The organism is Zhihengliuella alba (assembly GCF_039538765.1).
In the GTDB taxonomy this organism is placed as follows: domain Bacteria; phylum Actinomycetota; class Actinomycetes; order Actinomycetales; family Micrococcaceae; genus Zhihengliuella; species Zhihengliuella alba.
Genome location: NZ_BAABCJ010000002.1, coordinates 138,861 through 151,846 on the forward strand (window position 1 = coordinate 138,861; position 12,986 = coordinate 151,846).

General features: G+C 72.1%; 13 protein-coding genes and 1 tRNA gene. 5 read left to right on the forward strand and 9 right to left on the reverse strand.

What is annotated here, in order from left to right; genetic code table 11:
• Window positions 1-184: 184 nt before the first annotated feature.
• Genes ABD784_RS06410 through ABD784_RS06425 form a run of 4 tightly spaced genes read left to right on the forward strand, consistent with a single transcriptional unit; the run spans window position 185 to window position 4,060 of the window.
• Entirely contained in the window at window positions 185-1,345 is a 1,161-nt protein-coding gene (locus tag ABD784_RS06410) for a sensor histidine kinase (protein WP_344881695.1), read from the forward strand.
• A complete protein-coding gene (locus ABD784_RS06415; RefSeq protein WP_344881698.1) occupies window positions 1,342-2,055 on the forward strand; it encodes a LytR/AlgR family response regulator transcription factor in 714 nt (237 codons plus the stop codon). Before ABD784_RS06410 ends, ABD784_RS06415 begins: the two co-directional genes overlap by 4 nt.
• On the forward strand, window positions 2,052-2,423 hold the full coding sequence (locus tag ABD784_RS06420) for a hypothetical protein (RefSeq protein WP_344881701.1): 372 nt from the start codon (window positions 2,052-2,054) through the stop codon (window positions 2,421-2,423). Before ABD784_RS06415 ends, ABD784_RS06420 begins: the two co-directional genes overlap by 4 nt.
• Entirely contained in the window at window positions 2,420-4,060 is a 1,641-nt protein-coding gene (locus ABD784_RS06425) for a sodium/solute symporter (protein ID WP_344881704.1), read from the forward strand. Before ABD784_RS06420 ends, ABD784_RS06425 begins: the two co-directional genes overlap by 4 nt.
• Here ABD784_RS06425 and ABD784_RS06430 read toward each other — a convergent pair.
• The 6 genes from ABD784_RS06430 to rpsB form a co-directional block, all read right to left on the reverse strand.
• Window positions 4,041-4,625, reverse strand: coding sequence for a DivIVA domain-containing protein (locus ABD784_RS06430; protein WP_344881707.1), 585 nt, complete (start codon window positions 4,623-4,625; stop codon window positions 4,041-4,043). The genes ABD784_RS06425 and ABD784_RS06430 overlap by 20 nt on opposite strands.
• A 126-nt stretch (window positions 4,626-4,751) precedes the next feature.
• On the reverse strand, window positions 4,752-5,624 hold the full coding sequence (locus tag ABD784_RS06435; RefSeq protein WP_344881710.1) for a phosphatidate cytidylyltransferase: 873 nt from the start codon (window positions 5,622-5,624) through the stop codon (window positions 4,752-4,754).
• Window positions 5,624-6,145, reverse strand: coding sequence for a ribosome recycling factor (frr, locus tag ABD784_RS06440; RefSeq protein ID WP_425582950.1), 522 nt, complete (start codon window positions 6,143-6,145; stop codon window positions 5,624-5,626). Before frr ends, ABD784_RS06435 begins: the two co-directional genes overlap by 1 nt.
• Window positions 6,146-6,262: 117 nt before the next feature.
• The gene (pyrH, locus tag ABD784_RS06445; protein WP_344881716.1) at window positions 6,263-7,018 is read right to left on the reverse strand and encodes a UMP kinase; all 756 of its coding nucleotides are present in this window, start codon (window positions 7,016-7,018) and stop codon (window positions 6,263-6,265) included.
• A gap of 174 nt (window positions 7,019-7,192) precedes the next feature.
• Window positions 7,193-8,032 carry a translation elongation factor Ts gene (gene tsf / locus ABD784_RS06450; protein WP_344881719.1) on the reverse strand — a complete coding sequence of 280 codons (840 nt, stop codon included), beginning with the start codon at window positions 8,030-8,032 and terminating at the stop codon, window positions 7,193-7,195.
• Window positions 8,033-8,146: 114 nt separating this feature from the next.
• Window positions 8,147-9,001: a 30S ribosomal protein S2 gene (rpsB, locus tag ABD784_RS06455; protein ID WP_344881723.1), complete on the reverse strand. Its 855-nt coding sequence runs from the start codon at window positions 8,999-9,001 to the stop codon at window positions 8,147-8,149.
• A gap of 612 nt (window positions 9,002-9,613) precedes the next feature.
• On the opposite strand from rpsB, the gene ABD784_RS06460 reads away from it, so the two are divergent.
• Window positions 9,614-10,171 (forward strand): M23 family metallopeptidase, encoded by a 558-nt coding sequence (locus ABD784_RS06460; RefSeq protein WP_344881726.1) that lies wholly within the window; start codon window positions 9,614-9,616, stop codon window positions 10,169-10,171.
• A gap of 15 nt (window positions 10,172-10,186) precedes the next feature.
• Here ABD784_RS06460 and ABD784_RS06465 read toward each other — a convergent pair whose 3' ends face one another.
• The 3 genes from ABD784_RS06465 to ABD784_RS06475 all read right to left on the reverse strand — a co-directional run bounded on the left by ABD784_RS06465 (window position 10,187) and on the right by ABD784_RS06475 (window position 12,982).
• A complete protein-coding gene (locus tag ABD784_RS06465) occupies window positions 10,187-11,557 on the reverse strand; it encodes a glycosyltransferase (RefSeq protein WP_344881729.1) in 1,371 nt (456 codons plus the stop codon).
• 99 nt (window positions 11,558-11,656) lie between these two features.
• Window positions 11,657-11,730: transfer RNA gene (locus tag ABD784_RS06470), tRNA-Ile, on the reverse strand.
• A gap of 61 nt (window positions 11,731-11,791) precedes the next feature.
• The gene (locus tag ABD784_RS06475) at window positions 11,792-12,982 is read right to left on the reverse strand and encodes a glycosyltransferase (protein ID WP_344881731.1); all 1,191 of its coding nucleotides are present in this window, start codon (window positions 12,980-12,982) and stop codon (window positions 11,792-11,794) included.
• Between the last annotated feature and the right edge of the window lie 4 nt (window positions 12,983-12,986).

The window sequence follows — 12,986 nt, forward strand, 5'->3', positions numbered from 1 at the left end:
GACGGCGCGGCGCGTGTGTGACCGTGATCACTCTGACCCGCGCCCGGGCCGCCTGTGAACCGGCTCACGCGCGCCCGGTGCTCAGCGGCGCGATCCCTGCGACGAACGGTCGTCCGCCACCGCCCGCCGTGCCGTGCCCGCCGGCCGCGGCCGCCATGACTCCGCCGCCCGCTACGCTGAGTACATGCTGAGCCCGGCCGCCGAGACCACGTTGATCGCCGGCATCGTCGTGGTCGCCGTCGCGGCGGTCGTCTTCGTCGGCTACAAGCTGTTCACCGCGTCCCGGGACCTGGGCACCGACGCGGACCGGGCGACCTACCAGACCCTGCACACCGTCTCCCTCGCGGCCCCGCACTTCGCCCGCGGCCTGACGGCCGACGGTGCGGCACAGGCCGCGCGCCACCTGCGCGGCCTGCTCGGCTGCCAGGGCCTGGCGCTGACGGATGCGACGGCGGTCCTCGCCGAGGACGGCACGCTCCCCGACGCGGACGTGCTCGCCCTCGCGCGGCAGGCGATGTCGCTCGGCCGCACCCAGGTGGTCCACCTCGACGGCTGGGACGCGGTCTGCGCCCCCGTGACGGTCCAGTCCCGGGTGGCCGGAACCGTCGTCGCGGTCGCCGCCAAGGCGGACTCCGGGCTCGTGCGCGCCGGCACCGAGGTGGCCGCCTGGGTCGCCGCCCAGGTGGCGCTGGCCGAGCTCGACGAGTCGCGGGCGCGCCTGGCTGAGGCCGAGGTCAAGGCCCTGCGCGCGCAGATCAGCCCGCACTTCATCTACAACTCGCTGGGGGCCATCGCCTCGTTCATCAACACGGATCCGCAGCGGGCCCGGCAGCTGGTGGTCGAGTTCGCCGACTTCACGCGCTACACGTTCCGCCGGCACGGAGACTTCACGACGCTCTCCGAGGAGCTGCAGGCCATCGACCGCTACCTGCTGCTGGAGAAGGCCCGCTTCGGCGAGCGGATCGGCGTCCGGCTGGAGATCGCTCCCGAGGTGCTCACCACCGTCATCCCGTTCCTGAGCCTCCAGCCGCTCGTGGAGAACGCCGTGCGCCACGGCCTGGAGGGCGAGCCGGAGGGCGGGCTGATCACGATCACGGCGCGCGACGCGGGGCAGCACGCCGTGATCACCGTGGAGGACGACGGCGCCGGCATGGAGCCCGAGGCCCTGCGCGGCGTCCTGGCCGGGACCGCGGACGGCGTCCACGTCGGCCTGCGCAACGTCGATATCCGGATGCGGCAGCTCTACGGGCCGGACCACGGGCTCGTGGTCGAGACGGCCCCGGGAGCCGGCACGCTGATCACGGTGCGGGTCCCGAAATTCCAGCCTCCTAGACTTGACCCATGATCAACGTAGTGGTCGCCGACGACGAGCTCCCCGCCGTCGAGGAGCTGGCGTACCTGCTGGCGCGGGACCCGCGGGTGGGCACGGTCCACCGGGCGCTCTCGGGCGCGCAGGCCCTGCGGGCCCTCCAGGAGCACGACGTCGACGCGCTCTTCCTCGACATCCACATGCCCGCGCTCTCGGGCCTGGACATCGCGCGGGCCATCGCCGGGCAGGAGCGGCCGCCCGCCGTCGTCTTCGTCACCGCCGACGAGGCGCAGGCGCTCGAGGCCTTCGAACTCGCGGCGGTGGACTACGTCCTGAAGCCCATCCGCCCGGAGCGGCTGGCCGAGTCCGTGCGCAGGGTCTGCGACATCGTCGAGGGCTCCGCCGCGGAGTCCGAGCTGGTGACGGTGGACCAGGGCGGCGTCACCCGGATGATCCGCCGGGCCGACATCACGCACGTGCAGGCGCACGGCGACTACGCCCGGCTGCACACGGCCGAGGGCAGCTACCTCATCCGCATCCCCCTCAGCGACCTGGAGCAGCAGTGGGCCCAGTCGTTCGTGCGGATCCACCGCAGCTACCTGGTGGCGATGGACCACATCGAGCGCGTCAGACTGCAGGCCGGCCGCGCGACCGTGGCGACCGGCGGGACCGAGCTGCCCGTCAGCCGGCGCGCCCTGCCCTACCTGCGCGAGCGGCTCCGCTCCCACCGGGTGCGCCCGTCGTGAGCCAGGACGCTCCCCGGCACGAGCCGCCGGCCCGGGTCCGGGTCACGGCCCCGCACGACTCCCCGCCGCTCCCCGGGCCGCCCCTGCAGGCCGGGACCCCGGAGGACTTCTACCTGCGCTCCCTGATCCGCTCCCAGCTGCGCCTCTCGCTCTCCGTCGCGGTCGGCTTCACGGTCCTGCTGGTGGTCATCGCGGTCCTGGTCGCGTTCTGGCCGCAGATCCACGAGGTCCGCGTGGGCACGGTGCCGGTGTCCTGGCTGCTCCTGGGCGTGGGGATCTACCCGATCGTCCTGGCGGCCGGGGCGCTCTACAACCGGGCCTGCGCGCGCAACGAGCGCCGCTACCGCGACCTGACCTCCCGGCCATGAGCGCCTCCGCCCTGGTCCAGGCCGCGCTCGGCGGCGCGGCGCCGCAGGCCGCCGTCCCGGAGGCAGCGGGCGCCGTCGCCGACGCCGACGCGGCCGTCGCGCTGGCCGCCGTCGTCCTGGTCACGGCGGCGACCGTCCTGATCGCCGTCCACGGGCTCCGGCTCTCCCGCACCACCAGCGACTTCTACGTGGCGTCCCGGACGGTGAAGCCGTGGTGGAACGCATCGGCGATCGGCGGAGAGTACCTCTCGGCGGCGAGCTTCCTCGGTGTGGCCGGCCTGATCGTGGTCTCCGGCGAGGAGGGGCTCTGGTTTCCGATCGGCTACACGGCCGGGTACCTGATGCTCCTGCTCTTCGTCGCCGCTCCCCTGCGCCGCTCCGGCGCGTACACGCTGCCGGACTTCGCGCAGATGCGCCTCGGCGGCAGGCTGCCGCGGCTCGTGACCAGCGCCCTGGTGGTCGTCGTGGGCTGGCTCTACATCGTGCCCCAGCTGCACGGGGCGGCGCTGACGCTCGCGATCACGACGACGCTGCCGCGCTGGGTGGGCCCCGTCGCCGTCATCGGGATCGTGTGCCTCACCGTGCTGGCCGGCGGCATGCGCTCGATCACGTTCGTCCAGGCGTTCCAGTACTGGCTGAAACTCGCTGCCCTCGCGGTGCCGACGATCTTCCTGCTGCTGCACCTCGGGGCCACCGGCGAGTCGGTCACGGCCGGCGGGGCCGCGTTCGACCCGCTGCCTGCGGAGGCGACGGGCGCGTCGCCCCTCGGGGTCCCGTCCGGCGATCTGACCTTCTACCAGACCGTGTCGCTGATCCTGGCGCTGCTCTTCGGGACGCTGGGCCTGCCGCACGTGCTCGTCCGCTTCTACACGAACCCGGACGGCCCCAGCGCGCGGCGGACGACCACGATCGTGCTCGGGCTGCTGGCCCTGTTCTACCTGTTCCCGACCGCTCTCGGCGTGATCGGTCGCGCGCACCTGCCGGGCCTCGCCGGGAGCGAGCACGCGGACGCGACCGTTCTGCTGCTGCCCGGGGCGCTGGTCGGCGGAGTCGCCGGCGACCTGCTCACGGCCCTGGTGGCGGGCGGTGCCTTCGCCGCGTTCCTCTCGACGTCGTCGGGGCTGGTGGTCTCCCTGGCCGGGGTGATGAGCCAGGACCTCTTCCGCGGCACGGTGCGCGGCTTCCGGATCGCCACCGCCCTGGCGTGCGCGGTGCCGCTCGGCGTCGCTCTCCTGACGGGCACGGGGGGCCTCGCCGGGGCCATCGGCGCCGTGTTCGCGTTCACGGCGTCGACCATCTGCCCCCTGCTGCTGCTGGGCATCTGGTGGCGCGGGCTGACGGCCCGCGGCGCGGTCGCGGGCATGCTCTCCGGCGCGGTGTCCTGCGGCGGAGCGCTCCTGGCGGCGCAGCTCGTGCCCGCCGACTCCAGCGTGGCGGGCATCGCCGTCGTGCGGGTCCTCGAGCAGCCGGCGGCGATCACGGTGCCGCTGGCGTTCCTGGTGACGGTGCTGGTCTCGCGGGCCGCGGGCGCCCCGGTGGGGCGGCGCACCGGCCAGGTCATGGCGTGCCTGCACGCGCCGGAGGACGCGGACGGGCTCGCCGGGGTGCCGGAGGAGATCAGTCGATGGAGGCCATGAGCTCGACCACGCGGTCGAGGAAGGCGTCCACCTGGCTCTCCTCGTAGCCCTCCTGGCCGCGGGCCTGGCGGAACGTGGCGCGCCGGATGGTGTCCACGCTCATCGGGACGTCCCGCTCGAAGTACTCGAGCAGCTTGTCGCAGAGCCCGTCGACGTCCTCCACGTTGTAGCTCGGGGCGTTGCGGCGGCTCGGGCGGCGGAAGCGCTCCCCGGGCTCGCGGTGCAGGCGTCCGCGGAGAATCGTCGAGAGCCGGCCGACCTGCTGGAGCCAGGCCTCCTCGCCCTCGGCCTCGATGAGCGCCTCCCGCTCGCGCTTGGCGAAGACGTCCTCGAGCCGGTCCAGCGCGGCGTCCACCGGGCGGGCCTCGTAGCCGCCCTTCTCCGGGTCGAACGAGACCCGGCGCACCAGGTGGCTGGTCACGATCTCGTCGTCGGAGCCGGTCCCGTTGAAGGTGGCACGGGCGCGGGCGAGGAACTCGTCGACCTGCTCGATGCTGTATCCGTACTCCGTGGGTTCCACCGTGCTGAACGGTAGTCCGGGCTGACGCGTCTCTGACTGGCTCACGAATAGTCCTCTAGCTCCGGCGGTGCCGGGTCCACTGGTTGAAGGTTGGTCGTTGGGGTGCCGGAAGAGTCCCGGAACCTTCCTGAATATAGTACCGATCCGTGCCGGCGCCGGGCCGGACGGCCGCTAGGCGCCCAGCGGGCCGAGGAGCACGGCCATGATGTAGGCGGCCGGCGCGGCGAACACGATCGAGTCGAGCCGGTCCATGACGCCGCCGTGGCCGGGGAGGAGGTTGCTCATGTCCTTGATCTGCAGCTCGCGCTTGACCATCGACTCGGAGAGGTCGCCGGCGGTCGCGGCGGCGACCGTGGCGACGGCGAGCGGGATGCCCATCCACCACTGCAGGTCCAGGAGCAGCACCGCCGCGGCGATCGCGACCGCCGAGGCGCCGACCACCGAGCCGGCGAACCCCTCCCAGGACTTCTTGGGGCTGATCTTCGGCGCCATGGGGTGCTTGCCGAGGAAGACGCCGACCAGGTAGCCGAAGGTGTCGTTAGCGACCGTCAGCAGCAGCATGGTGGCCACCATGAATGGGCCGTTCTCCAGTCCGAAGAGCAGCACCGCGAAGCTCATCAGCAGCGGCACCCAGAGCAGGATGCCCACCGAGGACATGATCGTGCGCGCGAGGTCCCGCCCGCCGTCGATCAGCGTCCAGAGGGCGGCCAGCAGCAGCGAGGCCGTCAGCGCGAACCCGAGGGCCTCGGGCCCGCCGTAGTACGCCGCGAAGGGCATCGCGACCGCGCCGACCGCGAGGGGCACGAGCGGGACGTCGACGTCCGCGACCCCGAAGGCGCGCGCCACCTCCCAGCAGCCGATGCCGCCGAAGACCGCAACGGTGATGACGAACGCGAGGGGGAACAGCAGCAGCCCAAGCAGAACCACCGCCAGCAGGACCAGTCCGACGGCGATCGCCGCCGGGAGGTCCCGTCCTGCCCGGGAGGGTTTCGCTTGGGCCGCGCGCCGTGCGCGCCTGGTTGCCGGCTCCGCAGGCGTCGTCATCAGACGTCCAGCAGCTCGGTTTCCTTGCGCTTGAGCAGATCGTCGATGAGCTCGACGTGCTTCTTGGTCAGCGCATCGAGCTCCTTCTCGCCGCGGGCGCCGTCGTCCTCGCCGACCTCGCCGTCCTTGACGAGCTTGTCGATGGCGTCCTTGGTCTTGCGGCGGTGGTTGCGCAGGGCGACCTTGGCGTCCTCGCCCTTGCCGCGGACCACCTTCACGTACTCCTTGCGGCGCTCCATGGTGAGCTCGGGCAGGACCACGCGGATCGACTTGCCGTCGTTGGACGGGTTCGCGCCGATCTCGGAGTCGGAGAGCGCCTTCTCGATCTCGCGCAGCGCGGAGACGTCATAGGGCGTGATCAGGATGGTGCGCGCGTCGGTGACCTGGAAGGACGCGAGCTGCTGCAGCGGCGTCATGGAGCCGTAGTAGTCGACCATGACCTTCGCGTAGAGTCCGGGGTTGGCCCGGCCGGTGCGGATGGTGGCGAAGTCCTCCTTGGCGGCCTCCACCGTCCGATCCATCTTCTCGCCGGCGTCGTTGAGCGCTTCGTCGATCACGTCGTTACTCCTTCTGCTCGCGTGCCCGCAGGGCACGGAAATGTGCGGGTGAACCCGCTTGTCATCCTATGCCAGAACGCCCTAGACGGTGACGCGCGTGCCCAGCGGTTCGCCGAGAATGGCCCGCGTGACATTGCCTTCGCCCTCCATGCCGAAGACGCGCATCTCGAGCCCGTTGTCCTTGCACATCGTCATGGCGGTCTGGTCCATCACCCGGATGTTGTTCAGCAGCGCCTCGTCGTACGTGAGGGTCTCGTACATGACGGCGTCCGGGTCCTTCTTCGGGTCGGCGCTGTAGACGCCGTCGACCCCGCTCTTGGCCATGAGGACCTCGTCGGCGCGGACCTCGAGGGCGCGCTGGGCGGCGACCGTGTCGGTCGAGAAGTAGGGCAGACCGGCGCCGGCGCCGAAGATGACCACGCGGTCCTTCTCCATGTGCCGGATGGCGCGGCGGGGGATGTAGGCCTCGGCGACCTGGGCCATCGAGATCGCGGACTGCACGCGCGTCTCGACGCCGGCCTGCTCGAGGAAGTCCTGGAGGGCCAGGCAGTTCATGACGGTGCCGAGCATGCCCATGTAGTCGGCGCGCGAGCGGTCCATCCCGGACTGGGAGAGCTCGGCGCCCCGGAAGAAGTTGCCGCCCCCGACCACGATCGCGGTCTCGACCTTGCCGACTGTGGCGGCGATCTGCTCGGCCATGGCCTGCACCGTCACGGGGTCGACGCCGAGCTTGCCGCCGCCGAAGACCTCCCCGGAGAGCTTCAACAGGACGCGGCGGCGCCTGCCGCCCGACGTCCCGGCCTCGTTCGCGTCCTGGTTCTGCTCGAAGCTGTCCATCTGGCCCTCCTTCGTGCGCCGCCGGATCGGGGCGCCGCGCCGTCGTCTTCTGATTTCAGTCTATGGCCCCTGGGGGCGGCACCCGGCGAGCGGGTGCGGGCAGGGAAAGGGGGTGACCACCTGTGGTGGCCACCCCCTGACGCCTGGTCGCGGGCGGTATGCCGCCGCGCGGGATCAGGCTCCGACGCGGAAGCGCGCGAAGGCCGTGGCGTTGACGCCGGCCTCCTCGAGCACCTTGCCGACCGACTTCTTGGCGTCCTTGGCGAAGGACTGGTCGAGCAGGGCGACCTCCTTGAAGTAGCCCGTCAGACGGCCTTCGACGATCTTGGTCAGCGCGGCCTCGGGCTTGCCCTCCGCGCGGGCGGTCTCGTCGGCGACGCGGCGCTCGTTCTCGACCGTCTCGGCCGGGACCTCGTCGCGGCTCAGGTAGGTCGGGGCCATGGCGGCGGTGTGCACGGCGACGTCGTGCGCCACGGTCGTGGCGGCCTCGCCGGAGCCGTCGACCGCCAGCAGAACGCCGACCTGGGCCGGGAGGTCCTTGGAGGTCTTGTGCAGGTAGGCGTCCACCGTGGCGCCCTCGATGCGCGCGACGCGGCGGACGACGACCTTCTCGCCCAGCGTTGCGGCTTCCTCGGTGACGTAGTCGGCGAGGGACTTGCCCTCGACGTCGGTGGCCAGCAGGCTCTCGGCGTCGGCTGCGCCGGAGGCGACGGCCGTCTCGAGGACCTTGTCGGCCAGCGCGATGAACTTGTCGGACTTGGCGACGAAGTCGGTCTCGCAGTTGATCTCGACCATGACGCCGACGGTGCCGTCGACGACCTTCGCGGCGACCAGGCCCTCGGCGGCCGAGCGGCCCTCGCGCTTGGTGGCGCCCTTCAGGCCCTTGACGCGGATGATCTCCATCGCCTTGTCGGCATCCCCGTTGGCCTCGTCCAGAGCCTTCTTGACGTCCATCATGCCGGCGCCCGTGCGCTCGCGCAGGGCCTTGATGTCAGCGGCGGTGTAGTTTGCCATGTGCAACCCCAATTCGTTGTGGTTAGTCGAAGTGTGTCCGGGCTGGATCCGGTGGGATCCGGCCAGTGTGCAGAGCCGGCGGGCCCGTGGGCCCGCCGGCTCTGACAGCGATGCTTACTTGGCGTCCTCGGCGGGAGCCTCGGAAGCGGGGGTCTCGGCAGCTTCGGCGGCGGGGGCCTCGACGGCCTCCTCTGCCGGCTTCTCCGCACCTTCGAGGAGCTCGCGCTCCCACTCGGCCATCGGCTCGGCCGCGGCCTCGGTGTTGCCGGCGGCCTTGTTGTTGCGGGCGATGAGGCCCTCGGCAACGGCGTCGGCGATCACGCGGGTCAGCAGGTTGACGGAGCGGATGGCGTCGTCGTTGCCCGGGATCGGGTAGGCGACTTCATCCGGATCGCAGTTGGTGTCGAGGATGGCGACCACCGGGATGCCCAGCTTCTTCGCCTCGTCGACGGCCAGGTGCTCCTTCTTGGTGTCGACCACCCAGAGCAGCGACGGCGTCTTCGTGAGGTTGCGGATGCCGCCCAGGTTGGACTGCAGCTTGGTGAGCTCACGGCTCAGGAGCAGGAGCTCCTTCTTCGTGTGACCCGAGCCCGCGACGTCGTCGAAGTTGATCTCCTCGAGCTCCTTCATGCGCTGGACGCGCTTGGAGACGGTCGAGAAGTTGGTCAGCATGCCGCCGAGCCAACGGTGGTTGACGTACGGCTGGTTGACGCGGTTCGCCTGCTCGGCGATCGCTTCCTGTGCCTGCTTCTTGGTGCCGACGAACAGGACGGTGCCGCCGTGGGCCACGGTCTGCTTCACGGTCTCGTAGGCGCGGTCGATGTAGGACAGCGACTGCTGGAGATCGATGATGTAGATGCCGTTGCGCTCGGTGAAGATGAAGCGCTTCATCTTCGGGTTCCAGCGACGGGTCTGGTGGCCAAAGTGAACGCCGCTGTCGAGCAGCTGGCGCATGGTAACGACTGGCATGTCGTCACTCCTTCCGGCAGTGGCGGACCGGCCTGGTGGCCGCGGTAACTGCCCTCGTTGATTTCGGTTGATAGTTGGCGCCGTCCCGGGGTGTCCGGGCTGACACGCTCCTGGCGAGAGGCCGCCGGGTGGTCCGCCGCGGCCGACCGGACGAGTCCGGACCGTTGGCCGCGCCGCCCGTCGCCTTGCGGTGACGGGTGCCTCTCACGCGAAGTCAGTTGCGCTTCCCCTCCCGGTCCGCGGCACACGTTTCCCGGAGACGGGACGACGGGTGGTGGCGGGCCGTTGCACCGCGGACCCGAGCGGCCTCCGCGGACGGAGTGACGGTGCGGGCGCGTGGCATCGAAGCAGACACAACTGCGAGACCAGTGTACTACAGCGCGGGCATCGCTCCGCCTCGTCGGGACCGCTGCCCGCCCGGCCGCAAGGCGCTCCCCTGCCGCCCGGCGGGCCCAGGCTCGGGCTCACCCTCGCGGCCGGTGCTCCGCGATTCCGGTCCCGCACGCCACGCCCCCTCCACTCCGCCTCCACAGCCGCTCGCGCACCGCCCGGATGCGCACACCCCGGTCCGTCACGGCATCCATCCCCGCGCCGACCGGGGAGGCTGGCCCCATGCCGACCCGCCTTCTCGCCCTCGCCGCCGCCGTTGTCCTTCTCGCGCCCACCGCCGCGGACACCGGGCCCGCCCCGCCGCGCCCGCCCCAGTCGGCCGCCTTCCACGCGGCATCCCCTCAGCAGGCCCCGGTCCGGCCCGGGGCCTGGGACTGGCCGCTGGGGAGCCCCGCGGCGCCCCCGGTGGTCGCGGCCCCGTTCGATGCACCGGAGACCCGCTGGGGAGCCGGGCACCGCGGGGCCGATCTGGTCGCCGAGGCCGGTCAGGCGGTCCATGCTCCCGCGGCGGGGACCGTGGCCTTCGTGGGCGTCGTCGTGGACCGGCCGGTCCTCACCATCGACCACGGCGGAGGGTTGCTGACAAGCTTCGAGCCGCTGGCGAGCGACCTCGCCGTCGGCGCCCGGGTCGAGGCGGGGCAGGCGGTCGGCACGATCGCGGACGGCGGCCACTGCGGCGGCTCATGCCTGCACTGGGGCCTCCGGGTGGACGGGGTGTACACCGACCCGCTGCCGACGGTGCGGGACCTGCGCCCGTCGATCCTGCTGCCCGTGCCCTGAGGCCGGCTGGAGGGCTCAGGCCAGGACGCGTCCGTAGATCTCGAGCATCTTCGCGGTCTGCCGGCTCTGCAGGAGCTGGTCGGCCTCGGTGGCCTCCCACCGCAGTCCGCCGCGCAACTGCGCGACGGCGGAGCGGATCGACTCGGCGAGCCCGTCGACGGTGGAGTCGGGTGTGAGCCAGTAGCTGCCGTCGGGGAGGTCCGCGGCGATCCGGTGGTCGCTCAGCACGGTCGGCGTACCCAGCGCAGCCGCCTCGTACACCGTCATCCCCTGGGTCTCGAAACCGACGGACGTCTGCACCAGCACGTCCGCCGCGGCCAGCTCGGCCAGCATCTGCTCGTAGGGGACGCGGCCGCGGAAGTGGAAACGGGGGCCGCTGCCGGTGGCCTGCTCCTCGCCGGCTCTGCGTCCCGCGGTCAGGGCCTCGGCGCGGGCGCGCTGGCCGCCGTCGCCGAAGATCTCCACGTCGACGTCCTCACCGGCGGCGAGGACCGCCTCGATGAACGGCAGCAGCCGCTTCTCCGGGCTGAACCGGCCCGTCCAGACGAGCCGGAGCCGGCGGTCGGGGCCGCCGGCCGGGGCCTCGGCACCAGCCGCCGCGGTGGGGCCGGCCGCCCGCCCGGCGGCGAGCAGGGCTGCGGCGACGTCGTCGTCCAGGCCGGTGGGGACGACGTCGATGCGCGAGAACACGTTCTCCCGCTCCAGGAGCTCGGCGAAGTGCGTCGACGGCGCGGTCACCGCGGCCGCGGCGTCAGTGAAGTTCCGCAGGTAGGACCAGGCATCCGCCGGGACGGGCCCCGGCAGGCGCAGGAAGAGCTTCTGCCCCGCACCGAACGCGCCCTGCACGGCGCGCGGGAAGGGCACGGTGGCGGCGAGACCGACATCTAGCCGGTTGTGCATCGTGTGGACCACGGGCGCTCCATGGCGGCGCGCGTACCGGTAGGCGAGGATGGCGCCCCAGAAGTCGCCCTGGACGTGGACGACGTCGACCGGCGGCAGGTCGCCCATGGCCTCGTCGAGGCGGCGGTCCAGGGCGCGGCTGGGGACGTTGAGCGAGTACTCGCCGCGCCCGAGGGGCAGGCCCGGCAGTCCGACGATGTGATCGTCCTGCGCAGGGGCGGCCACCGGTCGGCCGGCGCGCACCCGGCGGACCGCCGCGACGACGTCCGCGCGGGCCGTCTCCCGCCAGGGCTCGGCCGCCTCTCCGGATCCGCCGGCGGCCCGGGTCTGCGGGCCGACGACCGTGACCCGGTGGCCGAGCCGCTCCAGAAATTTCTGCTGCAGCAGGACGGACGTCTGCATCCCGCCGAGGGTGTGGGGGTGCTGGTCGACGAACACGGCGATGTGCAGCGGTCCGGTCCGTTCCCCGGAAGACGAGTCCGTCATGGCAACCTTTCCTGTGCGAGCCGCTCGCGTGGAGCTGCCGCCGCGGACGCGGCGGAGCCCCCGGCCGCGGCCTCTCCGGGCCGCCCGGGGGCTGTTCCGTAGGGCGAGTGGGGCTTGAACCCACGACCCAAGGATTATGAGTCCTCTGCTCTAACCAACTGAGCTATCGCCCCGCATGCGGCGCCGGAGCGCCGACAACGCTGTCCATCCTAGTACGGACGCGGCCACCGACTCCTAGCGCGGCGCGAGCTCGTCGAACTCGGCGCCGCGGTAGATCGCCTCGAAGGTCGACATGGTCTTCTCCTTGCTGTGCCTCACGGCCTTCTCGTGGCCGGCGGCACCCATGGCGGCGCGCTCCTCCTCGCTGGCGGCGAGGACGGCGTCGAGCTTGGACGCGAGGTCGTCCGCGTTGCCCGGGTCGAAGAGGTAGCCGTTGACGCCGTCGTCGACGAGGTGCGGCAGGGCCATCGCGTCGGCCAGCACCACGGGCCGCGACGCGGAGAGCGCCTCCAGCGTCACCAGCGACTGGAGCTCGGCCGTTCCCGGCTGGCAGAAGACGTCCGCGGCCAGGTAGCTGGTGCGCAGCTCGTCGTCCGTGACGTGTCCGCGGAAGTGGACCCGGTGCGCGACCCCCCGCTCCTCGGCCCGCTGCTCGAGGACGGGCCGCTGCTCGCCGCCGCCGACGATCTCGAGGTGCGCCTCCGGCGTCGTCCGCATCCGCGCGAGCGCATCGATGAGCACGTCGATGTTCTTCTCGACGGCGAGTCGGCCGACGAACAGCACCGTGGGGGCGTCGCGCCGCGGCACCGTCTCGTCGGGGCCCAGCTCGTACTGGGCGGAGTCGATCCCGTTGGACAGGGCGAGGACCTCGTCGAGCCTCGCGTGCTCGCGCATCGCCTGGGCCGCGAGCGGGGTCGGAGTCGTCACGACGTCCGCCTTGCCCATGATCTTGCCCATGTCCCGCCAGGAGTTCCGGGCGACGATCTTCTTGAACCAGCGCGGGAACGGCAGGAACGGGTCCAGGTTCTCCGGCATGAAGTGGTTGGTCGCCACGATCCGGATGCCGCGCTTCTTCGCCTGGTTGATGGCGGCCTGGCCGATCATGTAGTGGCACTGGGCGTGCACGACGTCGGGGCGTACCTCGTCGATGATCCGGGCCAGCTCCCTCGAGGCCCGCCAGGGGAGGCAGAGGCGCATGCTCTCATGGGTCGGCACGGCATGGGAGGCCACCCGGTGGACCCGCGCCTCGGGGCGCTGCTCGACGCTGCTGGGGCCGTCCTCGTAGCCGGCCGCGGCGATGTGGACCTCGTGGCCGCGCTCGTGCATGGCCGAGGCGAGGCGGAAGCAGAAGACCGCGGCGCCGTTCACGTCCGGCGGGTAGGTGTCGGCTGCGATGAGGATTCTCAGTGGTTCACTACCTGGCACGGTG

Coding starts and splice junctions, on each gene's coding strand:
- ABD784_RS06410 (WP_344881695.1), top strand. CDS start 185: ATGCTGAGCCCGGCCGCCGAGACCACGTTGATCGCCGGCATCGTCGTG.
- ABD784_RS06465 (WP_344881729.1), bottom strand. CDS start 11,557: ATGACGGACTCGTCTTCCGGGGAACGGACCGGACCGCTGCACATCGCC.
- pyrH (WP_344881716.1), bottom strand. CDS start 7,018: ATGGACAGCTTCGAGCAGAACCAGGACGCGAACGAGGCCGGGACGTCG.
- frr (WP_425582950.1), bottom strand. CDS start 6,145: ATGGATCGGACGGTGGAGGCCGCCAAGGAGGACTTCGCCACCATCCGC.
- ABD784_RS06415 (WP_344881698.1), top strand. CDS start 1,342: ATGATCAACGTAGTGGTCGCCGACGACGAGCTCCCCGCCGTCGAGGAG.
- ABD784_RS06425 (WP_344881704.1), top strand. CDS start 2,420: ATGAGCGCCTCCGCCCTGGTCCAGGCCGCGCTCGGCGGCGCGGCGCCG.
- ABD784_RS06460 (WP_344881726.1), top strand. CDS start 9,614: ATGCCGACCCGCCTTCTCGCCCTCGCCGCCGCCGTTGTCCTTCTCGCG.
- ABD784_RS06435 (WP_344881710.1), bottom strand. CDS start 5,624: ATGACGACGCCTGCGGAGCCGGCAACCAGGCGCGCACGGCGCGCGGCC.
- rpsB (WP_344881723.1), bottom strand. CDS start 9,001: ATGCCAGTCGTTACCATGCGCCAGCTGCTCGACAGCGGCGTTCACTTT.
- tsf (WP_344881719.1), bottom strand. CDS start 8,032: ATGGCAAACTACACCGCCGCTGACATCAAGGCCCTGCGCGAGCGCACG.